General features: G+C 66.8%; 18 protein-coding genes. 11 read left to right on the top strand and 7 right to left on the bottom strand.

What is annotated here, in order from left to right:
* Window positions 1-7: 7 nt before the first annotated feature.
* Window positions 8-1,564: an ABC transporter substrate-binding protein gene (locus ABV518_RS05490; protein ID WP_367765825.1), complete on the bottom strand. Its 1,557-nt coding sequence runs from the start codon at window positions 1,562-1,564 to the stop codon at window positions 8-10.
* Between the two features lie 169 nt (window positions 1,565-1,733).
* The gene (locus ABV518_RS05485) at window positions 1,734-3,206 is read right to left on the bottom strand and encodes a glycoside hydrolase family 43 protein (RefSeq protein WP_367765824.1); all 1,473 of its coding nucleotides are present in this window, start codon (window positions 3,204-3,206) and stop codon (window positions 1,734-1,736) included.
* A gap of 310 nt (window positions 3,207-3,516) precedes the next feature.
* Between ABV518_RS05485 and ABV518_RS05480 the strand changes: the two genes are divergently transcribed.
* The 9 genes from ABV518_RS05480 to ABV518_RS05440 all read left to right on the top strand — a co-directional run bounded on the left by ABV518_RS05480 (window position 3,517) and on the right by ABV518_RS05440 (window position 13,008).
* The gene (locus ABV518_RS05480) at window positions 3,517-4,848 is read left to right on the top strand and encodes a sugar ABC transporter substrate-binding protein (protein ID WP_367765823.1); all 1,332 of its coding nucleotides are present in this window, start codon (window positions 3,517-3,519) and stop codon (window positions 4,846-4,848) included.
* Window positions 4,849-4,961: 113 nt separating this feature from the next.
* A complete protein-coding gene (locus ABV518_RS05475; protein ID WP_367765822.1) occupies window positions 4,962-5,867 on the top strand; it encodes a carbohydrate ABC transporter permease in 906 nt (301 codons plus the stop codon).
* 11 nt (window positions 5,868-5,878) lie between these two features.
* Window positions 5,879-6,826 (top strand): carbohydrate ABC transporter permease, encoded by a 948-nt coding sequence (locus ABV518_RS05470; RefSeq protein WP_367765821.1) that lies wholly within the window; start codon window positions 5,879-5,881, stop codon window positions 6,824-6,826.
* A 3-nt stretch (window positions 6,827-6,829) separates the two neighbouring features.
* Window positions 6,830-8,161, top strand: a complete 1,332-nt coding sequence (locus ABV518_RS05465) for an arabinan endo-1,5-alpha-L-arabinosidase (RefSeq protein ID WP_367765820.1) — start codon at window positions 6,830-6,832, stop codon at window positions 8,159-8,161.
* The gene (locus tag ABV518_RS05460; RefSeq protein WP_367765819.1) at window positions 8,158-8,859 is read left to right on the top strand and encodes a DUF624 domain-containing protein; all 702 of its coding nucleotides are present in this window, start codon (window positions 8,158-8,160) and stop codon (window positions 8,857-8,859) included. Before ABV518_RS05465 ends, ABV518_RS05460 begins: the two co-directional genes overlap by 4 nt.
* Window positions 8,860-8,977: 118 nt before the next feature.
* Window positions 8,978-10,483 carry an alpha-N-arabinofuranosidase gene (locus ABV518_RS05455; RefSeq protein WP_367766152.1) on the top strand — a complete coding sequence of 502 codons (1,506 nt, stop codon included), beginning with the start codon at window positions 8,978-8,980 and terminating at the stop codon, window positions 10,481-10,483.
* A gap of 58 nt (window positions 10,484-10,541) precedes the next feature.
* On the top strand, window positions 10,542-11,537 hold the full coding sequence (locus ABV518_RS05450; RefSeq protein ID WP_367765818.1) for an arabinan endo-1,5-alpha-L-arabinosidase: 996 nt from the start codon (window positions 10,542-10,544) through the stop codon (window positions 11,535-11,537).
* 247 nt (window positions 11,538-11,784) lie between these two features.
* On the top strand, window positions 11,785-12,165 hold the full coding sequence (locus ABV518_RS05445; RefSeq protein WP_367765817.1) for a nuclear transport factor 2 family protein: 381 nt from the start codon (window positions 11,785-11,787) through the stop codon (window positions 12,163-12,165).
* Between the two features lie 96 nt (window positions 12,166-12,261).
* On the top strand, window positions 12,262-13,008 hold the full coding sequence (locus ABV518_RS05440) for a lytic transglycosylase domain-containing protein (RefSeq protein WP_367765816.1): 747 nt from the start codon (window positions 12,262-12,264) through the stop codon (window positions 13,006-13,008).
* A gap of 36 nt (window positions 13,009-13,044) precedes the next feature.
* Here ABV518_RS05440 and ABV518_RS05435 read toward each other — a convergent pair whose 3' ends face one another.
* The 4 genes from ABV518_RS05435 to rsgA all read right to left on the bottom strand — a co-directional run bounded on the left by ABV518_RS05435 (window position 13,045) and on the right by rsgA (window position 17,689).
* A complete protein-coding gene (locus ABV518_RS05435; RefSeq protein ID WP_367765815.1) occupies window positions 13,045-14,064 on the bottom strand; it encodes a LacI family DNA-binding transcriptional regulator in 1,020 nt (339 codons plus the stop codon).
* Window positions 14,065-14,115: 51 nt separating this feature from the next.
* Complete coding sequence (locus ABV518_RS05430) at window positions 14,116-14,508, bottom strand: DUF6805 domain-containing protein (protein ID WP_367766151.1); 393 nt, start codon at window positions 14,506-14,508, stop codon at window positions 14,116-14,118.
* Between the two features lie 161 nt (window positions 14,509-14,669).
* Window positions 14,670-16,394, bottom strand: a complete 1,725-nt coding sequence (locus ABV518_RS05425) for a beta-L-arabinofuranosidase domain-containing protein (protein ID WP_367765814.1) — start codon at window positions 16,392-16,394, stop codon at window positions 14,670-14,672.
* A 134-nt stretch (window positions 16,395-16,528) separates the two neighbouring features.
* The gene (gene rsgA, locus ABV518_RS05420; RefSeq protein WP_367765813.1) at window positions 16,529-17,689 is read right to left on the bottom strand and encodes a ribosome small subunit-dependent GTPase A; all 1,161 of its coding nucleotides are present in this window, start codon (window positions 17,687-17,689) and stop codon (window positions 16,529-16,531) included.
* Between the two features lie 302 nt (window positions 17,690-17,991).
* Between rsgA and ABV518_RS05415 the strand changes: the two genes are divergently transcribed.
* Entirely contained in the window at window positions 17,992-19,038 is a 1,047-nt protein-coding gene (locus ABV518_RS05415) for a D-2-hydroxyacid dehydrogenase (RefSeq protein WP_367765812.1), read from the top strand.
* A 3-nt stretch (window positions 19,039-19,041) separates the two neighbouring features.
* On the top strand, window positions 19,042-20,052 hold the full coding sequence (locus tag ABV518_RS05410; protein WP_367765810.1) for a LacI family DNA-binding transcriptional regulator: 1,011 nt from the start codon (window positions 19,042-19,044) through the stop codon (window positions 20,050-20,052).
* 41 nt (window positions 20,053-20,093) lie between these two features.
* Here ABV518_RS05410 and ABV518_RS05405 read toward each other — a convergent pair whose 3' ends face one another.
* Window positions 20,094-22,727: a family 78 glycoside hydrolase catalytic domain gene (locus ABV518_RS05405; RefSeq protein ID WP_367765809.1), complete on the bottom strand. Its 2,634-nt coding sequence runs from the start codon at window positions 22,725-22,727 to the stop codon at window positions 20,094-20,096.
* Window positions 22,728-22,760: the final 33 nt, after the last annotated feature.

The raw sequence follows: 22,760 nt of genomic DNA, 5'->3' as shown, positions 1-22,760 counted from the left end.
AAGGTTCCTAGGAACCCGTTTTGGCCGTTTTGGCCGTCAGGACGTAGCGGGACAGTGGGTCCTGGACGTAGCCCAGCACGTTGGTGCGGACGGCATCGGTTGCCTGTTCGTTGACCAGCCAGACGTTGACGGCCTGTTCGGCGAGGATGTTTCCGGCGTCCGCGTACAGCTTGTAGCGGGCGTCGGCGTCCACGGTCTTGGCTGCTTCGGCCACGATCCGGTCATACTCCGCGTTGCAGAAGTGGCTGAGGTTGTACGCTCCGGTGCAGGTGTAGTCGGCGGTCAGGAAGCCGATCGGATCGGCGATGTCGATCAGCCGGTTCCGCTGGCTGAGCAGCATGTCGTAGTTGCCCGCCAGGACCGCGGGCTCCGCCGCGGCGTATTCCTTGGCCTGGATACTGACGGGGATCCCCACAGCCTTCAGGTTCTCCTGGATGACGGCTGCCACGTCGGCGAACTCGGCCCGCTCCACGATGGCGATGATCTCCAGCGGCCGGGCCGCGGTGTAGCCGGCGTCGGCGAGCAGTTTCTTGGCCGCGTCCAGGTCCTGCTTCGGGGCTTCCTGCTTGTCGCCGGCCCAGGGTTCGGACGGCGCGAAGACACCCTTGGCCGGCAAAGCAGCACCCTCGTACACGCTGGCTGCCAGCGACTCGAGGTCCAGGGCATCCCGGATCGCGGCCCGGACGTCCACGTTGTTCAGCGGTTCCCTGCTGTTGTTCAGGTACAGGGTGGCCGTGCGAGGCGAATCGGCCTTGAGGACCTTCACGCCGTCGGCGCTTTCAAGCTGGGACAGGCTGGCCACGGGGATGGAGAGGGAAATGTCGGCCTCGCCGGTCTGGACCTGGGCGGCCCGGGTGGCACCGTTGGTGATGAAGCGGACTTCGGCGCCGGCGAGCTGCACGCCGCCGCCCCAGTAGTCCCCGTTCCGCTCCAGGGTCAGGGACTGCTGGGACACCTCGGACGTGGGGACGAAGGGTCCGGTGCAGGTCCCGAAGGGATTCAGATTCACTCCGGCGTAGGCGGCCGGTGCGAGGATGCCGGCGTTGACGCTGGCGAGCCGGTAGGGGACCAGCGGGCTCGCGGTGGGGGTGGTGACCCGGACGGTGTCAGCATCCAGCGCGGTCACAGAGCTGACCATCTTGCTGTTGAACGCGCGGGCCGGGACGGTGGCGGCCAGGACGTGCTTCAGGGCGCCGGCTACCGACTCGGCGGTCAGGGCGGTGCCGTCCTGGAATTTCACGCCTTCGCGGATGGTGAAGTCCCAGTCGAGCGGGCTGGACTGGGTCCATTCGGTGGCCAGCATGGGCACCACTTCGCCCTTGGCGGCGTCGTAGCTGGTCAGCGTCTCGAGGCAGCCGGACAGTGACAGGACGTACGCGGCGTCGGATTCCAGCGCCCAGTTGGCCACCGGTGCGCGGAAGTTGTCCACCACAATCCGCTGGTTGGTGTCGGCCGTGGCCGTCGCAGTGCCCTGCTGGGCCTGCCCGCCGCTGAAGCCGCAGCCGCTCAGTGTCAGGAGGGCGGCAACGCCCAAAGTGATCCGGGATCGGTGGAGTGGACGCACGAAAACCGCCTAGCAGGACCCGAGAGGGACGTCGGGTGAAAAATGGGGACTACTTAGGTTAGCCTTGCCTGCCGTGAAAGGGTGAATCCCGCGCAGCGGACCACCGTAATACTCCAGCGTGCAGTATTACGGTGGCCGCATGTGTCGGGCCGGGATGGATCCCCGGCGTTTACTGCTTCACGGAAAGTCCGACGGCGTCAGTGGTCACCTTCCCGTGGGCATTCCGGAACACCGCGCGGACCTGCAGTCCGTCCTGTTCCGCGCCCGCCGTGAACTCCAGCGTGGAGCGGTAGGTGCCCTCATCCGTCCGCCGGGTGGCAGGTTGGGATTCCATCGGCTGCCAGGAGGCGCCGCCGTCGGACGATGTTTCCCAGACGGCAACCGGCCCGGGTGTTCCCGTGGCGGTGGCGCTGAAAGAGGCCTGCTTGCCCGCCTTCACCGCCGTGTCCTTCGGTTGCTTCTGGACTGCCGGCAGTTCCACGGTCTGATTGAACTCCGGCCAGCCGTCCATCCAGTTGATCTTCTGCACGCCCAGTGTGGGGAAGTAGGGGATCTCCTCGTTGGAGCCGTCGTAGTAGTGGAACGCCAGGTAATCGCCGAAGACCGACTGGCCGCCGGGACCGGTGATGGCGCCGTGTGAATCGAGGACCACCGACCCTCCGCCGCCGAACATGTCGCGGCCGTCCTTGTCCAAATACGGACCCTTCACCGAGGTGGAGCGTCCAACCGCAACCTTGTAGGTGGAGTCGGCGCCGCGGCAGCAGGAGTCGAAGGAGACAAACAGGTAGTAGTAGCCGTCGTGCTCGGTGATGTAGGGGGCTTCGACGGGGTTGCCGGGCATAAAACGGTCCGCGATATTCACGGTCTGCGACTGCCAGCCTTCCACCGGCTTTCCCGTGGGCCACTCGAGCGGGACGAGGAAGATCCCGTACCAGAACGATCCGATCGCCATGTAGGGGGTGCCGTCGGCATCCTCGATGATCCCGGCGTCGATCGCATTAAAGGTTTTGCCGGGGTTGTTCGGATCTAGGCCCGTGGCCGGGGAGGACGCCACCAGGCCCTGGTCCACCCACTCATAGTCGGGATCGCTGGGGTCCAGGGTGGTGTTGGTGGCCAGTGCTGTGAGGGAGTTGTTCCCGCCGAAGCGCGACGCCGAGTAGTACAGGTAGTAGGTTCCGTTATGTTCGGTGATTTCCGGCGCCCAGAGATTGCCGGGGAGCTCGCCGTCGGAGAAATGCTGATCGATCCAGGCCGGTATCCGGTCCCAGACGGTGCCGGTGTACTCCCACGTGGTTCCTTCATCATGCGACGAAAAGATCTGGATGGTGCCGCCGTTCTCCCGGTTCAGGAGTCCGGTGGAGTACACGTACCAGGTGCCGTCGTCGGCGATGATCAGGGCGGGATCGTGGATGGGTGAGGTCGCTCCGACCACGGATTTGCCGCCGGGGAGGTCGGCGGGCAGGTTCTGGCCCACCTTTTGCTGGGCGGCCGGTGCGTTCGTGGCCGTTGCGGTCATGGGGTTCGTTGCTGCCTGGGCGGGGGCTGAGGCCGTGGCTGGTGGCAGTGCCAGGGCCGACAGGGCGAGGCCGGTAATGGCCGCCAATCCTGCGGCGCGCACAGCCCAAGAACGTGACTTCGTCATCACGTGGTCCTTCCGAAGAGTTGTTCGGGAAATGTGTTCACGGGCGTCGGGGATGCGCCGAGGCCAACAATTGTTGCAACGTTGTAAAGAGAAATATTGCATGCGGCCCCGCCACCGTCAAGGCGCCCGGTAGCGGAGGGGAAACTAATTTCGGATATCCCCTTGACGGCGTCCGAGTGGCTGTGTGATTGTTTCTTACAACGTTGCAAACGAACCGCCCCGGATGCGGGTCCGCCACAGCGGACTGCGGGGCCGGCTCTCCACCAGCCCATAAACTTGATCGCTCAACCCAACCCGGAAGGACTGCGTGATGATGAAGTCACGTCCCATGGCCGCTACCCTGGCGCTCTTTACCGCCGCCGGCCTGATGCTCGGCGGATGCTCCGCCCCCACCGGTGGGGACACCGGCGAAAAGAAGCTGACCTTCATGTTCCGCGGAGGTGAGGACGAGAAGAAGGCCTACGAAAAAGCAGTTCAGCAGTTTGAAACGGCAAACAACGTGGACGTGGACATCATCGTCACCACCGCGGACCAGTACGCCACCAAGCTGAAGGCAGCCATCGCCGGCAAGCAGGTTCCGGACGTGTTCTACATCGGTCCCGGCGACGTCCAGGCCTACGTGCAGAACGGCATCGTCAAGGACATCACCGAATACGTGGAAGGCTCCGACACGATCGACCTGGACAACATCTGGGAATACGGCGTGGACAGCTACCGCTTCGACGGCAAGCGCGTGGGCGAAGGCGCCATCTACGCCCTGCCCAAGGACGTGGGACCGTTCTCCTTCGGCTACAACAAGACCATGCTGGAAAAGGCCGGCATCCCGCTGCCGGACAAGGACAAGCCCTACACCTTCGACGAGTTCGTGGCTGCGGCCAAGAAGCTCACTGCCGACACCAACGGCGACGGCGCCCTGGACCAGTGGGGCACCGGCCTGAACGTCCAGTGGAACCTGCAGCCGTTCGTCTGGTCCAACGGCGGGGACTGGCTCAACGCGGACCGCACCAAGGTCACTGTGGACACCCCGGAGTTTGCCGAGTCCCTCCAGTGGTTCGCCGACCTGCAGAACGTCCACGGCGTGACGCCCGCCGCGGCCGAAGCCCAGACCCTGGACACCTACCAGCGCTGGATGAAGGGCGAGATCGGGTTCTTCCCCATCGCCCCCTGGGACCTCTCCACCTACCAGAAGCTGGGCTTTGACTGGGATGTGATCCCTTACCCGGCAGGTGAGTCCGGCAAGACCGCCAGCTGGATCGGCACCCTCGGCATCGCCGTCTCCGAAAGCACCAAGTACCCGGAGGACGCCGTCAAACTGGTCGAATTCCTGACGGCCAACAAGGAAGCCCAGCAGAGCCTGGTTGACGCCGGGATCCAGATCCCCAACCTGAAGGACATGGCGGAAACCTGGGCCGCGGACACCTCCACCAAGCCGGCCAACAAGGCCGAGTTCCTGGAGATCGTCAAGGACTACGGCCGTGCCCTGCCCGGCGGCAACACCTACAACGCCGAGTGGTACGACGAACTGTTCACCAACATCCAGCCCGTGCTGGACGGCAAACAGACCGCCGCGGACTACCTGAAGGAAGCCCAGCCCAGGATGCAGGAATTCCTGGACGCCGCCAACCAGCAGGCCGGCACCTAACCCAGCAGACCAGGTGCCGCGGCCGTGCCCGAGCGTGGCCGCGGCACCTTACCCACCACTCTTTTCCTGGTGCCCCACCGGCGCCACCATCAAGAATCAAAGAGGATCCAGCGATGACAACCATCACGCGCCCGCGACGCTCGCGGCTTCACCGGAAGGAACACCAGGCCGCGCTGCTCTTTGTTGCCATACCGGTGATCGGGTTCCTCCTCTTCACGCTTTTCCCCCTGCTGTTCTCCGTCTACGCGTCCTTCACCAACTGGAACGGCATCTCCGCCCCGGTCTTCAAGGGGCTGGACAACTACACCAAGATGTTCGGTGACCGCTACTTCCTGAAGTCGCTGTGGAACACGCTGTTCATGATGATCGGCATTCCCGTCGGTCTGGTCATCTCGCTGGCGCTGGCATTGGCCATGAACCGCAAGATGCGCGGCACCACGTTCTTCCGCACCGTCTACTACCTGCCCGTCATCTCCTCGATCGCCGCCGTCGCCATCCTGTGGCAGTGGGCCTTCAACGGGGACTTCGGCCTGATCAACCAGGGCCTGGGCCTGATCGGCATTGACGGCCCCAACTGGCTGCAGGACACGTCCACCGTGAAGCCCGCGCTGATCATCATGGCCGTCTGGAAGGGCTTGGGATATTCCATGCTGCTGTACTTGGCCGCGCTGCAGTCCGTGCCGCGGTACCTCTACGAGGCGGCTTCGCTGGACGGCGCCTCAGCGTGGCAGCAGTTCCGCCACATCACCATTCCAATGGTCCGCCCGGTCACGTTCTTCCTGATTGTCACGTCCATCATCGGCGGCTCGCAGATCTTCGTGGAGATCAACATCATGACCCCCACCGGCGGACCGGAGTTCGAGTCGGCTTCCATCGTTTGGTACATCTGGCAAAAAGCGTTCGACAACCTCCAGATGGGCTACGCCTCGGCCATGTCCGTGGTCCTGGGACTGCTGGTGTTCACCATTACCTTCATCCAGTTCCGGCTCAACCGCCGCAACCAGTTTTCGATCGATTGAGGCAGGCAGCCATGTCCGCACAGAACGTCATCACCACCCCTCCGCTGGACCCCACCGACGCCATCCCCGCCCCCGCGAGGCGCGGCCCGTCCGGCCCGCCGCGGGGGAACGGCCAACGCTCGGCCAAGTCTTCATTGAAGCTGGGCAACGTCATCACCACGCTCATCCTGTCCGTGGGCGCCGTCATCATGATCGCCCCGCTGGCCTGGACGTTCTCCACGTCCCTGAAGACCAAGGACGGCGTGTTCGAACTTCCCCCGCAGTGGATTCCGGACCCGTTTGTCTGGGAGAACTACGCCCGGATCTGGACGGCCGGCCCGCTCCTGACCGGCATCCAGAACAGCCTGATCGTTGCCTGCTCGGTAACCATCATCGGCTCGCTTACCTCGGCGCTGGCTGCCTTCGCGTTCGCCAAGATGCGGATGCCGTTCAAGAACGTCCTGTTCCTGGGGCTGCTGTCCGGCCTGATGATCCCGTTCCCCACGCTGATGATTCCGCAGTTCACCATCTTTGCCAGCATCGGCTGGGTGGACACCCTGCTGCCGCTGATCGTGCCCGGTCTTTTCGGCAACATCATCATGATCTTCTTCCTGCGCCAGTTCCTGAACAGCATCCCGGACTCCATCGTGGAAGCCGCAAGGATCGACGGCGCGTCCTACCTGCAGATCTTCTGGACGCTGATCATGCCTGCCATCAGGCCCGCCCTCGCCGCGCAGTTCATCCTCTGGTTCATGGCGGTGTGGAACGACTACCTCGCGCCCATCATCTACCTGAACTCGCCCGGTACACAGACCCTGCAGCTGGTCATCGCCAACTTCAACGCCCAGTACGCCATCCAGACCGACTACCCCCTGATCATGGCCGCCTCGTTCATCGCGCTGCTGCCTGTGCTGATCGTCTTCATTGTCTTCCAGCGCCAGATCATCGAATCCATCGCCCTCTCCGGGTCCAAGGGCTGAACCATGACAACCGCAGACATCACCAGCGCTGACCCCAGCGCAGACCCGGCTGCCTGGGGTGCCCGGCATGCCCATGACCCCACAGTCGTCCGCGACGACAACGGCACCTACTACATGTTCTCCACCGATTCCGTGGCCAACTCGGAATATATTCCCACTGGAGTACATGTCCGCACGTCTGACGACCTGGTCGAGTGGACATATGCCGGGACGGCACTGGATGGCGTCCCCGGCCCGGCAGCTGTTTGGTCCGGTGCGAAGGGACTGTGGGCACCTGAGGTGGTCCGCTGGGAGTCCGGGGACTGGCACATGTACTACTCCGCCTCTACCTTCGGGTCCAACACGTCGGCCATCGGACTGGCGGTTGCACCGTCGCCGTCCGGTCCTTGGCAGGACCGCGGCCTGGTGGTGGCCACCCGGTCGGGCCAGCACTCCCAGAACGCCATTGATGCCGCCGTGACAGTTGATGCCGATGGCGCCCCCTGGCTGACGTACGGCTCGTTCTTCTCGGGTATCTACATCCTGCCGCTGGACCGCACGTCCGGGCTGCCGCTGGTGGAGGGCGACCTCGGGGCGGTCATTGCGCGCCGGCCAAATTCGGTGGAAGGCGCCGTGGAAGGTGCGTTTATCCTCCGCCGGCCCGAGGACGGACGCTACGTCCTCTTCGCCTCCTACGATTCGCTCTTCAGCTCCTACAACGTGAGGGTGGCTGTGGCGGACGCCGTCACCGGCCCGTACCGTGACTTCCACGGCCGCCTCATGACGGACCTGGACGCACCGCCGGGGTCCGTCGGCACCAAGATGCTGGGCAGCCACCAGTTCGACGGCGGCACGGGCTGGCTTGCCCCCGGCCACAACTCGGTCCTCACCCAGGACGGCCCGGACGGGGCTCCGGAGCACTTTATGGTGCACCACGTCCGGTTCGCTGCTGACCCCACCGAGCATGTGGTGCAGCTGCGGCGTTTGTTCTTCAACTCCGCCGGCTGGCCTGTGGTCTCACCCCAGCCTTTCGCCGGCCGGGAATCCGAAACGTTGCCGTCGTCCGAGCATGTTGACGGCACCTGGCAGGTGCTCCGGTTCGACCCTGAGTCGACGGACTTGGTTGCCGCCGTCGCCGCCGAAGTGGCAATCGAGGTTCCCATGGTTTCCGACGGGACACCCGCCCCGGCGCGGCTGCGAATCGCCGGGGAGCCGGACGGATCCGGAGGGGCCGTTGAGCTTGATGCTGTGGTGTTCGGGGCGTGGGACCCGGTCCGTGGCCGCCCTGCACTGTCGTTCAGTGGAATCGACCAGCGCGGGGTGGCCTGGAGCGGAACCAGGGGAGGCGTCTCATGACCGATGTTCCGCTCGGCTGGGCTGGGCGCGTGATGATGTGGCTGGGCTTCGCCACCCGGCTGGTGCTGGTCAACGTGCTGTTTGTGGCCGGCGCCCTGGCTGGATTGGTGCTCTTCGGGCTGTTCCCGGCCGCAGTCGCCGCCACCACCGTCCTCGCCCGCCTGCGTCTTGGTGATGCCGGTGATAACAGCTCCAGTGACCACGTGGTGAGGGACTTCATTAGGGTCTACCGCGCCCAGTTTTGGCACACAAGCCGGGTGGGCAGCATTTTCTGGCTGGCCGGCGTCGTGCTTTTCCTTAATGTCCTGACCGCGGCCCGAACAACGGCAGCGGCCTCGCCGGTCTATGCCGTGTTTCTGGTGCTGGCTGCGCTGGCCGGCGTGGGCACTCTTGCCGCGGCCGCGGCGGCCGTTGCCCTGTGCAGCCGCTACCGCGACTCGGTTGTCAGTATCTGGCGGACGGCGTTTGTGCTGCCGCTCGTATCACCGCTGATGGGCCTGTCGCTGCTGGCCACCCTGGCGGCGGCCGTCGTCGTCTTTGCCGCACTGCCTGTGCTGGTACCGCTGGTGGGAGCCTCGCTTCCGCTGCTGCTGTCCGGCTGGGTGGTTGGGCGCCGGCTGGCCGTCCTCGAAACTGCGGAGACGCCGGCCGCGGCACATTCCGCATCTGCCCGGCCCACCGCCCCGGCCGCCGCTTAAATGCCTCAACGTTTTGATCCCCAACGTCCAACCCCCCCAACTTCTACAACGTTATACAGAACAGGAAAGAACCGTGACCATCACCTCCGCTGCTGCTGAACAGACCGACTTGGCTGTTGTGGCACCCACCGTCATCACCATCGACAGGTCCGCCGTCGTTGCCCCCGTCAGCCGCCGCATCTTCGGCTCCTTCGTGGAGCACCTGGGCCGCTGCGTCTACGACGGCATCTACGAACCCGGCCACCCCACCGCCAACGAGGACGGCTTCAGGCTGGACGTCATCGAACTCGTCAAGGAGCTTGGCTCCAGCACCATCCGCTATCCCGGCGGCAACTTCGTCTCCGGCTACCGCTGGGAGGACGGCGTCGGACCCCGCGACCAGCGTCCCGTCCGGCGCGACCTCGCCTGGCACTCGCTCGAGTCCAACCAGGTGGGCCTGGACGAGTTCGCCCGGTGGTGCGAGCTCACCGGCTCCGAACTGATGATGGCCGTCAACCTCGGCACCCGCGGCATCGAAGCGGCCCTTGACCTGCTGGAATACACCAACCACCCCTCCGGCACCGCACTCAGCGACCAGCGCATCGCCAACGGCGCCAAGGACCCGTACAACATCCGCATGTGGTGCCTGGGCAACGAGATGGACGGCCCCTGGCAGATCGGCCATATGAGTGCGGAGGACTACGGCAAGATCGCGGCCCGCACCGCGTCCGCCATGAAAACCGCGGACAAGAACCTGGAGCTGGTGGTGTGCGGTTCGTCCGGGTCCTCCATGCCCACGTTCGGCGAATGGGAGCGTGTGGTCCTGGAGCACAGCTACGACTACGTGGACTACATCTCCTGCCACGCCTACTACCAGGAGCGCAACGGCGACCTTGGCTCCTACCTCGCGTCCTCGCTGGACATGCAGTACTTCATCGAAACCGTGGTGGCCACCGCGGACCACGTCAAGCACAAGCTGAAGAGCAAAAAGACCATCCAGCTTTCCTTCGACGAGTGGAACATCTGGTACCTGGACGAGCACCAGGCATCTGACGAGGTCAACGAGGATTGGACCCACGCGCCGCGCCAGCTGGAGGACACCTACTCCGTGGCCGACGCCGTGGTGTTCGGCAACCTGCTGATCACGCTCCTGAAGAACCACGACCGGGTGGCCGCGGCCTCCCTCGCGCAGCTGGTCAACGTCATCGCCCCCATCATGACCGAACCCGGCGGCGACACCTGGCGCCAGACCACGTTCTTCCCGTTCTCCGTCACCTCCCGGCTGGCCCGCGGCGAGGTGCTGCGCCCGCGCATCGACGCCGGGACCTACACAACGGCGGTCTACGGCGACGCCCCGCTGGTGGACGCCGTGGCCACCGCCGACGCCGCCACCGGCGAGTCGGCCCTCTTCCTGGTGAACCGCAGCCAGACCGAGGCGATCGATGTCACCATCAACGTCGCGGACCTCAACGCCAAGGTGATCACCGAGGCCGTGACCCTGCACGATGCGGACGTCTACGCCAAAAACACCCTCGAGGACCAGGACCGGGTGGGCCTGAAGCAGCTCGACGGCGCCGTCCTGGAGGAGGGCACGCTCACGGTGACCCTGCCGCCCGTGTCCTGGTCCGCCGTCGCGCTTGGCTGACGTGCCTTCCCAGCCGAAAAGCCCCGCAGCCCGCCGCCCTGCTGTTCGACTGACAGCAGTGCGGCTGGCAGCGGTGCTCGCCGTCGTCGTCCTTGTCCTGACAGCCTGCGGCGCCTCTCCGGGTGCGGCGCCGGCTCCCGAGGAAAGGCCAGCGGACCTCACCGGCGACTTCTTCACCCATGACCCCGCCCTGGTCAAAGGGGAGGACGGGGACCCGTGGTTCGTCTACTCCACGGGCAATGGGCAGGTGGCGGACGGCAACATCCAGGTCCGCCGCTCCGACGACGGCGTGGACTGGGAGTACGCCGGCGAGGTCTGGCAGGAGAAGCCGGCGTGGCTGGAGGCCGCCGTCCCTGGCGTGGACAACCTGTGGGCACCGGAACTCATCCGGCACGACGGCACCTGGTACTTGTACTATTCGGCGTCCACGTTCGGCAAGAACCGTTCCGTGATCGCGCTGGCCACCAACACCACCTTGGACCCCGCCGATCCCGCGTACGAATGGGTGGACCGCGGGCAAGTGATTTCCTCCGAGGGGGAAAGGTTCAATGCGATCGACCCCGGCATCGCCGAGGACGAAAACGGGGTGCCATGGGTGTCCTTCGGCTCGTTCTGGACCGGCCTGCAGCTCGTGGAGCTCAAGTGGCCCACCGGGTTGCGCGCCAGCCCGGGGGATCCGGTAACCATCGCAGACCGGAAGGCGCCGCCGAACGCCATCGAGGCGCCCTACATCGTGCCGCATGCCGGCAGGTACTACCTGTTCTTCTCGCGGGATTTTTGCTGCCAGGGGCTGGAGAGCACGTACAACATCGCCGTGGGGCGGTCGGACAGCATCTCGGGTCCGTATCTGGATGCCGAGGGCAAGGAACTGCTCGACGGCGGCGGCACGCCTTTGTTGGCCACCGACGGCGGACGCGTGGGGCCGGGCGGCCAGTCCGTCTCCGGGGACACCCTCGCGTTCCACTACTACGCCGAGGAGCTCGACGGTGCGTTCCGGCTGGGGCTGGCCGACCTTGAATGGAAGGACGGGTGGCCAACCGCGCGGTGGGAGTAGGTCCTGCGTGCGTTCCTGCCCGGTTGCTTCCGCCCGCAGCATGTTGACCGCGTCAGGACACGGCGTGTCGGATGGGGAAACCGTTTTACGGGTGGTGCCGCCAAAAGCAACTGGGCAGGAGCGCGCGGGCATTCAGCCGGCGATTTCCCTGACGCAGCCCTGCCGCCGCCACCGGAGTCGGGCTAGGATGACCCGAAATGAAGCACCGGCCGAACAGGGAAAACTCGCGAGGAATCAGGTCAACACCGTGGTTGAAACAAGCGCTAATGAAAACGTCGTCAACCGGCTGATCGCATGCATCAACGACCGCCGGATTGAGGTCATGGACGAGCTGTTCCATGACGACGCGGTGATGCACTGGCCGCAATCCGGGGAAATCGTGCGCGGCGCGGAGAACCGGCGGGGCATCTATAACGCCTTCCCGCAGTTGCCCACCATCACCCCGCGGCGGATGTCCAGCGGCGGGGACCTGGTGATCGCAGAGGCCCTGCTGGATTACGCCGGTCCGCAGTACGAAACGGTGTTCATCTTCGAATTCCGGGACGGCAGAATCGCCAAGGAAACGGCCTACTGGAGTGAGCCCTTCGACGCGCCCGAGTGGCGCGCCCAATGGGTTGAAAAGGCCTGACCGGACCGCTGCCACGCAAGGTCCTCCGGTGCCTGTGCGGCCAAGGGTGATCTTCGTGCGGATATAAGCGACTCACAAGTTTGATAGGAATGAGTCATGCTCCGCCTCAAGCGCATGGCCGTACTGTGCGTCGTCCTCGTTTGCGTCATTACCGGCTTTCTGTTCTGGGCGCTCCGCATGGGCGGCCAGCCGGCGGCCGTGATGTTGCCCGCGCCGCCGCAGTCCGCGGCCAGGCTTGAGGTGCTCTCAACCACCAGCACCCCTGCGCTGAACGTCACGAGGGTTGTTGACGGCCAGTGGCTGGCTGGCGCGGCCGCCGAAACGGGCATCCCCGCCCGGGCGCTGCAGGCCTATGCCACCGCGGCCGCTGCCGCCAGTTCGAGCAACCCGGGGTGCGGGATCGGCTGGAACACGGTGGCGGCCATCGGCTTCGTCGAGTCAGCCCACGGGACGTACGGTGGCGGAAGCCTCTCGGCCGCCGGACAGGCCACCGGGCCGATTGTCGGTCCGAGCCTCAACGGTGACGGATTTGCCGCCATCGCCGACACGGACGCAGGTGCCCTCGACGGCGACCCCCACTGGGACCGCGCCGTGGGGCCAATGCAGTTCATCCCTTCCACGTGGAAGTTCGCCGGCCGGGACGGCAACGGGGACGGAAACGCCGACCCCTTCAACATCGACGACGCCGCCGTCAGTGCTGCCGCTTACCTGTGCGGCGGCGGGCGGGATCTGGTGACGGACCGAGGTTGGGCTGACGCGATCTATGCCTACAACCAGTCCGATGCCTACGTGAACCAGGTTCGGGAGACGGCCACCGCCTACGCCACGCAGGCCAGGAGCTGACGCCAAACCCGGGGGCGGGCACAGGCACACCGTGGCCTACGCCGCGCTTGAGCCCACCGTGGATTCGCGCACCACTACCTGGAACGCCGTCTCGATCTCCCGGGGCGGCATCCCGTTCGGGTCCTTGATCCGCTCCATCAGCATCCGGATGGCGGTCTCGGCGATTTCCGTCCGGCCGGGATCGACGGTGCTGAGCGTGGGCAGGGTGTACCGGGTTTCATCGAGGTCATCGAAGCCGATCACGGCGACGTCGTCCGGGACACGGAAGCCCGCTTCCTGCAGGACGCGAACGGCGCCCTGGGCCAGGGTGTCGTTGAGCCCGAAGACGGCGTCGAAGGCGGCGCCGCGGTCCAGCAGGTCATGCATGGCGGCCGCACCATTGGACCGGTGCCAGTCCACCACGTAGGCGACGATCCCGTCGTCGTACGGAATTCCCCGCGCTTCGAGCGCCTCCCGGTACCCGCGCAGGCGAAGTCCGGCCGAGCCGATCACTTCCCCTTCATGGGCGCCCACGACGGCGATCCGTTTCTTCCCAAGGTCCAGCAGGTGTTCGGTGGCGGCCCGGGCGGCCGTGACGTTCTGCATGGTGACGTGGTCCGAGGCGCTGCCGAAGATGCGTTCGCCCAGCAGGACGATCGGCACGTCAGCCTTGATCAGGTCCGCGTCCTCCTGGCCGAGGGCGAGGGGGCTGAAGATCAGGCCGTCCGACATCTTGAGCCGGGGGCTGGCCATGACCTCGAGCTCGCGCGTCCGGTCGGCGCCGGTCTGTTCGATCAGCACCACCAGGCCATGCTTCGCGGCGGCTTCGATCACGGCGTCGGCCAGTTCGGCGAAATACGGCAGGCTCAGCTGGGGGAGTGCCAGGGTAATGGCGCCGGTCTGCCCGGAGCGCAGGCTGCGGGCGGTCAGGTTGGGCCGGTAGCCGAGCTCCGCAATGGCCTTTTCAACCTTGGCGCGGGTGGTGTCCCGGACGTGCGGATGGTTGTTGATCACGTTGGAGACGGTCTTGAAGGACACGCCTGCCACGCGGGCCACGTCGTGAAGCGTTGCCGCCATCCTGCCTCCCCCTGATGCTGTTCCAGGCCCGGGCGGCCTGTCACGGATATTTTACAACGTTGCATCGCCCCGCAGGAGCTGGACGGACAGCAGGTCGCCGGTGGCCGTCCCGGGCAGCGCATGGACTGCGAAAACGAGCGGCTCCGCGGTCCCGGCGGGAACCACGAAATCCTGCACGTCCGCGTCCACGCTACGCCACGCAGTGCCGGGTTCGCCGAGCGGAACGCCGTCGAGGCGCAGTTCGTGTCCCCTGCCGTCGAGGCTCTCGGCGCGGAACCTGACGCGCAGCACCGCCGGGGCATCTCCGGGTCCGGCCAGCGCATAGGAGAACCAGCCGGTGGCACTGCGCCAGTGCAACCCTTCGCTGCCGCCTGCGCGGGTGGATTCCCCGGCGAAATGGTGGTCGGATTCGGGCTGCTGCTCGCCGGCGGTGACGCTGTCAATGACATCCGCGGCGCCGGCGGCGGCGGCGTCGAGGGCGGCCAGCCCGGCGGTGCCCTCCGCAGCCGAGGGCCCGGCGGGCCAGTAGACGGTGTAGCGCTCGTCGTGGATGCCGGCGAACGGCTCCAGTGGGACGCTGACCTGGCGGCCGTCGAGCTCCGCGGTCAGTTCGGCCGTGAGCGTCTTGCGGTCCAGGAGTACGACGGCGTCAGTGGGGCTGGTGCCGTGACCACCGGGGTGCCGGCAAGGGGAGTCTTCGGTCCGGACGCGACGTGGCCCATCCTCTCGTCCGGGGCCTCGAAGCCGGGGACGCCGTCGGCGCCGTTGCGGGCTGCCAGGACCACCGGCCCATAGGTGAACGAGACCCAGGGTGAGCCGTCCGGCAGCGCTTCGGCCCGCACTTCGGCCGACAGGCGGACGGTGACGGTGGTGGCGCCTGCCCAGGTCCGGCGGATGGCGATTTCCCGGCTCCCCGGCCCGGCTTCCAGAAGCTGCCCGCCGGCGTCGGCCTCCATGCCCGCGGCCCAGCCGGGACGGCGAAGGCGCAGCGTGAACGCGGTAGGCGCGTCGGCGGTGACGTGCAGAGTGGCGGTGTCCGAGCGGGGGAAGTCCGTCTCCAACCTGACGCGTACGCCGTGTGCTGCCCAGTCCAGTTCGGACGGAATGTAGAGGTTCACCGAGAGCTCATCCGGGCCGTGGCTGTAAATGAGTTCGCCGTAGCGGGCGTGGTTTTCCAGTCCGGACCCGACGCAGCACCACATGGATTCCTGGGCCTTGGAGTAGACGCGGTAGTGGGCCGGCCGCATAGGGGTGAAGTAGACGAAGCCGCCGTTCTCCGGGTGCTGTGAGGAGAGGATGTGGTTGTACGTGGCGCGCTCGTAGAAGTCGATCGCCGCGGGGTCGCCGGTGCGTTCGAAGCGGAGTTTGGCGAGTTTGAGCATGTTGTAGGTGTTGCAGGTTTCCGGGCCCTGCTCGTCCTGGACCATGGACGCGAAATTACCGGACGGGTGGAAGTGCTCACGCACGCTGTTGCCGCCGATGGAGACCGTGCGGCGCGTGAGCACGGTGTCCCAGAAGTAGTCCGCAGCCTTGGTGGAGGCGGCGTCGCCGGTAGTGGCGGCGAGCCCGGCGTAGCCCACCACCTTGGGAATTTGGGTGTTGGCGTGCAGCCCGTCGAGCTCATCCCGTCCGGCGGCCAGGGGGTCGAGGATGGCGCGGTGGGCAAACCGGTGCGCCTCGCGGAGGTAATCGTCGCGGCCGGTGATGTCCGCCAGCGCGGCGAAGGTGTCGTTAAGCCCGCCGAACTCGCAGTGAAGCATTGCCTCGAAGGCGTTGTCGCCCAGCGTTGCGGAGACTCCCAGCCACCAGTCGGCCAGGCCGGTCAGCATGGCGAGGGCCTGGGCGGATCCCGCGTAGGTGTAGGCGTCGAGCAGGCCGGCGAAGGTTTTGTGCAGGTTGTACAGCGGAACCCAGCGGCCATTCAGGGTGAACAGGTCCGCGTCCACAGTCCCGCCCGCCAGTTCCTCGCCAAGCCTGCGGCCGCCTGGTACGCCGCCCAGGTATCCGTCGCAGGCCGCAGCCTGGCATTCGGCCAGGACGCCGAGCACGTGGTCCAGCCTTTCGCGGATGCGGGGATCGCCGGTGGCCGCGAAGAGCTGGGCGCAGGCGGAAAGGTAGTGGCCGCCAATGTGCCCGTCCAGGCCGTCGGCTTCCCAGCCGCCGTAGCCGGGTGCCGCCGTCGGAAGTCCCGCTTCCCGGCGGAAGGGCGCGAGCAGCCGGTCGGCGTCGAGGCTGAGGACGTAGCGGAGGTCCACGTCCTGGGCATTCTTGAACGCGCTGGGCAGAAGGCGGACGCTGGACAGCGGGAACGACGGCGAGCGGTGGCTCATGGAGGCCCTTTCGGGATGGCGGGGGTTCTGGAAGAGCGGGTCGGGAAAGCGCTTTCAGCCTACCCAAAGCAGGCTGGCACCTGAAGGGTTTTCCCGACCCGCGTCAATATGAAGCGGCCTTTATCAGGCCCCTCTCAGCGCCGCTTCCGTTTGGACCGCTGTTCCTCCCGCCGCTCGGAACTGTCACGCTCCGCGGAGCGCTGCGATTTCCCGGCCACCACCACCTTCTGGTGCCACTCGCGCTGGTAGGCGCGGCGGGCGGCCGCATCGGTGCGGCGGGCCAGCGCGGCGAGTTCGCGCTGGAGCTTCCCGTAGCTGAGCCAGCGGCGTTCATCGAGCGACCCGTCCGCCAGGGCCGCCTGAACCGCGCAGCCCGGTTCCTGCTGGTGGGCGCAGTCCGAGAACCGGCAGCGGCTGGCCAGGTCCTCCACGTCGGCGAACATCTCGCCCATGCCTTCGCCGGCGTCGAACAGTCCGAATCCCCGGACGCCCGGGGTGTCCATGAGGACGGCGCCGTTGGACAGCGGCACGAGTTCCCGGGACGTGGTGGTGTGCTTGCCTTTGAAGTCGCCGGAGCGGACCTCGCCGGTGTGCTGGACCTGGTGGCCCACGAGGGCGTTGATGAGGGTGGACTTGCCGGCGCCCGACGGGCCGAGGAGGACCAGCGTGCACTGCGGCGGAAGGTGCGCCAGCAGCGCATCGATCCCGTCGCCGTTCTCGGCCGAGGTGGTGACCACGTCCACGCCCGCCGCCTGCAGGATGACCTTTCCGACGACGTCGTCCGCCACGTCCGCAAGATCGGCCTTGGTGATGATCACCAGCGGAACCGCGCCGGAATCCCAGGCCGCAACGAGCGTGCGCTGCAGGCGGTTGTGCGTGAGCGGCCGGTCCACCGGGACCACCACGCCCACCACGTCCATGTTCGCGGCCAGGACCTGCGCTTCCGAAGAGTCTTCAAAGGCGCGCTTGCGGCTGAGTTCGGACCTGCGGGGCAGGATCCCGGTGATCTGGCGGTCGCCGGCGCGGTTGGGCCCGATCCAGACCCAGTCGCCCGTGACCGGCGGGCCGGCGTCGAGGGGGTAGGGCAGGTGGAGGAGTTCCGTGCCGACGGCAGTCAGGACGAGGTTGCGGTCAACGCGCACCACCCGTCCCGGCCGGTGGTGTCGGTTGTGTTCGGATTGGTGCGTGTCGAAGTGTTCGGCGACGGACGGGGAGTAGCCGTAATTTTCGGGTCCGTCGTGGCTGGAAGTGGATACGGCAAAGCTGTCCAGGCTGGTGCCTGACGAATTGTTCAAGGTGAGTCCTCGGGAAAAGTCCCCATGCACCTGGTGGGGCGCAGCCCGGTGGGCAGCGGCCTGTTGGTGCGCGCCCTTAGGCGGTGCGGAGGCTGGAGACGGGGGTGATTGGTTTGATGGGTGCGGGGCGCTCTGGGCGCGCGGCTGTAACAGTCATCAAAACCACCTCCGATCCCTCCCGGCGTCCGGCTGCCTGCACGGACTCTCGGTTTCCGAGTGTAGTCCGGGGCTGGTGCGTTGGGTAGGGGTTTAGCCCGGCCCGCGGAATGAAACGTGTCAAGCTGTTCAATTAGAGTGGACCCATGAAGACCCTCCGCGTTGTTGTGCCAACCCCGCTGCCTGAGGAACTGTGCAGCCTGATTGAGCGGACCGAACCCCGCGTGGAGGTCGTCCGCGACCAGGCGCTGCTGCCGCCCCAGCGGTATCCCGGTGATCACCGGGGTGACGAAACCTTCACGCGCACCGCCCGGGAGCAGGCGCGGTTTGAGGAACTAATCGACTCGGCAGACGCGCTGTACGGCGTGCCTGACCAGTCGTCGTCGCAGCTCAGACGCGCGGTTGAGGCCAACGGGCGGCTGCTGTGGGTGCACACCACGCCTGCCGGAGGCGGCGGGCAGGTGCGGGCCGCAGGCCTGAGCCAGATGCAGCTGGAGCGCGTTGCCTTCACCACGTCAGGCGGCGTCCACGCCCAGCCGCTCGCAGAGTTCGCGGTATTCGGGGTGCTGGCCGGCGCCAGGGACCTCGGCAGGCTCCTGGCCGATCAGCGGAACCGGACGTGGGGGGAGCGCCGCACAGTGGCACAGCTGTCAGCGCAGACCGTCCTCGTGGTGGGCCTTGGCGGCATCGGCCGGGCCGTGGCGGCAAAGCTGGCGGCCCTTGGCGCACGGGTCATCGGTGCCCACCGCAGGCAGGTGGAGGTGCCAGGGATTGAACGGATTTTCCCCATGGAACAGTTGGCAGAAGCCGTCGGCACGGCGGACGCCATCGTCGTTTGCCTCCCGGGAACCCAGGCAACCCACCGGATTGTCAGCCGGGCCGTCCTGGCCGGCGTCAGGCCAGGGGCCACGATCGTGAACGTCGGCAGAGGAGCGACAGTGGATGAGCCTGCCCTGGTGGAGGCACTCGCTGACGGCAGGATCGGCTTCGCCGCCCTCGACGTCTTTGACACCGAGCCGCTCCCCGCGGACAGCCCGCTGTGGGGAATGCCGAACGTCCTGATCAGCCCGCACGCCGCGGCGATCAACGACGACGAGGAAAGGCTCATCGCCGAACTGTTCGCCGCGAACGCGACCCGGCTCCTTGACGGAGAGCCGCTCGTGAACAGGGTCAACACCGTCGAGTTCTACTAGGCCATGGCCTCAAGGGTAGGGATCCGGGAAGTCGCAGCGCTGGCGCAGGTGGCGCAGGGCACTGTTTCGCACTTCATCAACCATCCGGACAAGGTGTCCCCCGAGAAGCGCGAGCGGATCCAGCGTGCCATCGACGAACTGGGTTTCGTCCGCAACGACGCCGCATCGCAGCTGCGCCGCGGCAGCAGCGCAACGATCGCGTACATAGCGCCTGACATCAGCAACCCGTTCTTTGCCACCATTGCCGAGGGGGTCGAGCAGCGCGCCGCGGCTGACGGCCTCTCGGTCTTCCTGGCCAACTCCAACAGGAGCAGGGAACGGGAAGACGCGTACCTGGAAATGTTCCAGGCACACCGCGTCCGCGGCCTGCTGGTGGCATCGCATGGCCCTATAGAGGACCGGCTGGCCCACATCCGCAGGCTAGGCACGCCGAGCGTTCTTGTGGGGCAGCGGGCCCTGGCCGGCGATCAGCCTTCCGTGTCGGTGGATGATGAAATGGGTGGATACCTGGCAGCGAAGCATCTCATTGAGCAGTCGGCGCGGCGCATCGCCTTTGTCGGCGGGCCTCTGGGGGTCCCGCAGATCTCGGACCGGATCGAGGGTGCCAGCCGGGCGGTGCGCGAATGCGTGGATGCCACCCTTGAGGTGATCAATGTGGGCAGCCGGACCCTCGCCGTGGGCCGGGAGGTCGCAATTGAGATCGCCAAACGCTCACCGGAGCGCAGGCCCGAGGCAATTTTCGCCGCCAATGACCTCCTGGCTTTGGGCCTGATGCACGGCCTTGTGGTGGACAGCGGACTGCACGTCCCTGCCGACATCCTCCTCGTGGGGTACGACGACATCGAGTTCGCGGAAGCCTCGGTGATTCCCCTGACGTCGGTCCGGGCACCCCATGAGGAGTTCGGCATAGCAGCCGTGGAACTCCTCCATGCGGCCATCGCCAATGACGCGAAGTCCGCCAAGCAGATCGTCTTCCAGCCGAAGCTGATGGTCCGGGCCTCGACTCTCGCCTGAGGTGTCCGGCGGCGGGGATTCGGTCCCGCCGCCGTCACCGGCTACATCGCGGAGGCTTCGCGGACCGGCACGGGAACGCGGTCGACGGCGGCTGCCGCACTTTCGAAGTGATGCGTACCGCTGTGGATCTCCACGGCGCCGTCCCCGGGAAGCTGCACTGTCGCCGTCGCGCCCGTGGGTACGGTAACGTCCACGCGCAGGGTCCCGCCGTCGATGCGCCAGGCGATGGCCGCCCGTCCGTACGGCGTCTCGTGTTCTGCGGAAGCGTGGGTGAGCCCGCCGCCCGGCTGCGGCCGGAAAACGATGTGCCGGTACCCCGGGGCGCCCGGCGCCAGGCCTGCCACCACGCGATGGAGCCAGTCGGCCACGGCTCCCAGGGCGTAGTGGTTGAACGAGGTCATTTTGCCCGGGTTCACCGTACCGTCGGGCAGCATGCTGTCCCAGCGTTCCCAGATCGTGGTGCCGCCCTGCATCACGGCGTACAGCCAGGACGGAGCCTGTTCTTCCAGCAGCAGGCTGTAGGCGGAGTCCGCATGTCCCGTCACCGTGAGGGCATCAGAAACCAGCGGCGTTCCCACAAAGCCCGTGGCGATGCGGTGCCCGGCGTCCTCGACCAGTTCGGCGAGGCGGCGCCCTGCGGCGGCCATTTCGGCTTCGGGCACCAGTTCGAAGCCGATGGCCAGCGAGTACGCCGTCTGGGCGTCGCTGGTCATGCGTCCGTCGGGGAGCACATACGCGGCGGCAAAAGCGCGGCGGACGTCGGCGGCCAGCCGGGCGAACCGTTCCCCGTCTTCGGGCCGGCCCAGGACCCCGGCCATGCGGGCCATCCGGTCCGCGGAGCGGGCGAAGTACGCCGTGGCCACGAGGTACCGGTCCGTCCGGGCGTCAGCCGGATCATGCGGCGGCGCGGACGGATCGAGCCAGTCGCCCAGCTGGAATCCTTCATTCCAGAGCCGGTCGGGGCCGGCGAGCCGCTCCACCAGTTCCACCCAGCGTTTCGCGCTGTCATATTGCGCTTCCAGGATCCCTGGGTCGCCGAAGCGCTCGTACAGAGTCCACGGCGTGAACGTTGCGACGTCGCCCCACGCCGCCCCCGGCCGGATGGGAGTCCACATCTTGTGCGCGGGAATAACGGGGACATACCAGGGCACCGTTCCGTCGGGAAGCTGCTCCGCCGCCACGTCCTTCAGCCAGCTCGAGAGCATGCCGGAGACGTCGTAGAGGTACGAGGCGGTGGGCGCGAAGACCTGGATGTCGCCGGTCCAGCCGACGCGTTCATCCCGCTGCGGGCAGTCGGTGGGGATATCGAGGAAGTTCCCCCGCATGCTCCAGAGGACGTTCTCGTGGAGCCGGTTGACGCTGGGGTTCGAACTCTCGAACCAGCCCGTGCGCTCAAGGTCGGTGTGATAAACGCGGGCAACGATGTCGCCGCGGGCAACGGCAGCCTCAAGGTCGCCCGGCCAGCCGCTGACCTCCGCATAGCGGAAACCGTGGAAGGTGAACCGCGGCTCCCATTCCTCGTCCGGCCGGCCGGCCATGATGTATTCGTCGGTCGACTTCGCGCTGCGCAGCGGACGCGTATAGATCTCGCCGTCCTGCAGCACCTCCGCGGTGCTGATGAGGACTGAGTTGCCCGCCTCGCCGGAAACCCGAATGCGAAGGCGCCCCACGAGGTTCTGGCCAAAATCAAGGACCTTCCTGCCGCCCGGGGTAGTCAACACCGCCGCAGGAGTCAGCTCCTGCGTGCAGCGGACGGGGGGTCCCTCCGGAGCCACCAGCGTGGCGGGGTTGCGGTGGGCGGCGACAACACGGTGCCAGCCGGCGTCGTCGAATCCGGGCCGGGACCAGCCGTCCAGCTCAAGCCGCGCGTCGTACAGCTCGCCGTCGTAATTTCCGCTGCGGACGATGGGACTTGGCGCCGCCCGCCAGGAGCCATCCGTGGCAATGACCTCCACCGAGCCGTCGCGGTACCGGACTTCAAGCTGGGCGAGCAGTGACAGGTCGGTGCCGTAGAGGTTCTGGAAGCCGCCGTACCAGCCGAGCCGCCCGCGGTACCAGCCGTCCCCGAGCCAGGATCCGATGACGTTCGCACCGGCAGCGAGATGGCCGGTGACGTCGTAGGTGTAGTACCGGAGCCGATGGTTGTAGGTGGTCCAGCCGGGTGACATGGCGTCGTCGCCCACGCGCCGACCGTTGATTTCGACTTCGTAGAGGCCGTGGGCCGTGACGTAGAGCCGCGCAGAGGCGACGTCGCCGCCCACAGTAAACTCGCGGCGCAGCAGTGGCGGCCGCCGTTCGTCCGACGCTGGATCCTCCTCCCAGCCTGCGCCGATCGCCATCGCCTGCCAGTCGCCGGGCTCCAGCAGCCCCGCCTCAACAGTGCCCGGTTCGCTCCACTCCGAGCGCGTGCCGTCCGCACCGGTGACCCGGACCCGGACGGTTGCCTGCTCGCGGGAGCCGAGCGGCGCAGAAGGCCAGGGCTGCAGGACCGAATCGGCCGAGCCGACTGACGGTGGCGAGTCAACGGTGCCCCCGCGGTCCACCCGTACCTCGTAGGCGGCCTGGGTCCAACCCGCAGGTGCCTGGGTCTTCCAGGAGATCCGTGGCGCGGCGACGCCGGTGCCGAGGGCCTGGCGGTGGTGTTCGAACGTTGGTGCACCAACGGTGATGCTCATAAAAACTCCTGAGGGGGCGGGCCTGTCGGCCCA

The organism is Arthrobacter sp. HS15c (genome assembly GCF_040812005.1).
Classification (GTDB): domain Bacteria; phylum Actinomycetota; class Actinomycetes; order Actinomycetales; family Micrococcaceae; genus Arthrobacter.
Note: the sequence above shows the minus strand (reverse complement) of the source record. Positions and strands in the feature narration are given on the sequence as shown.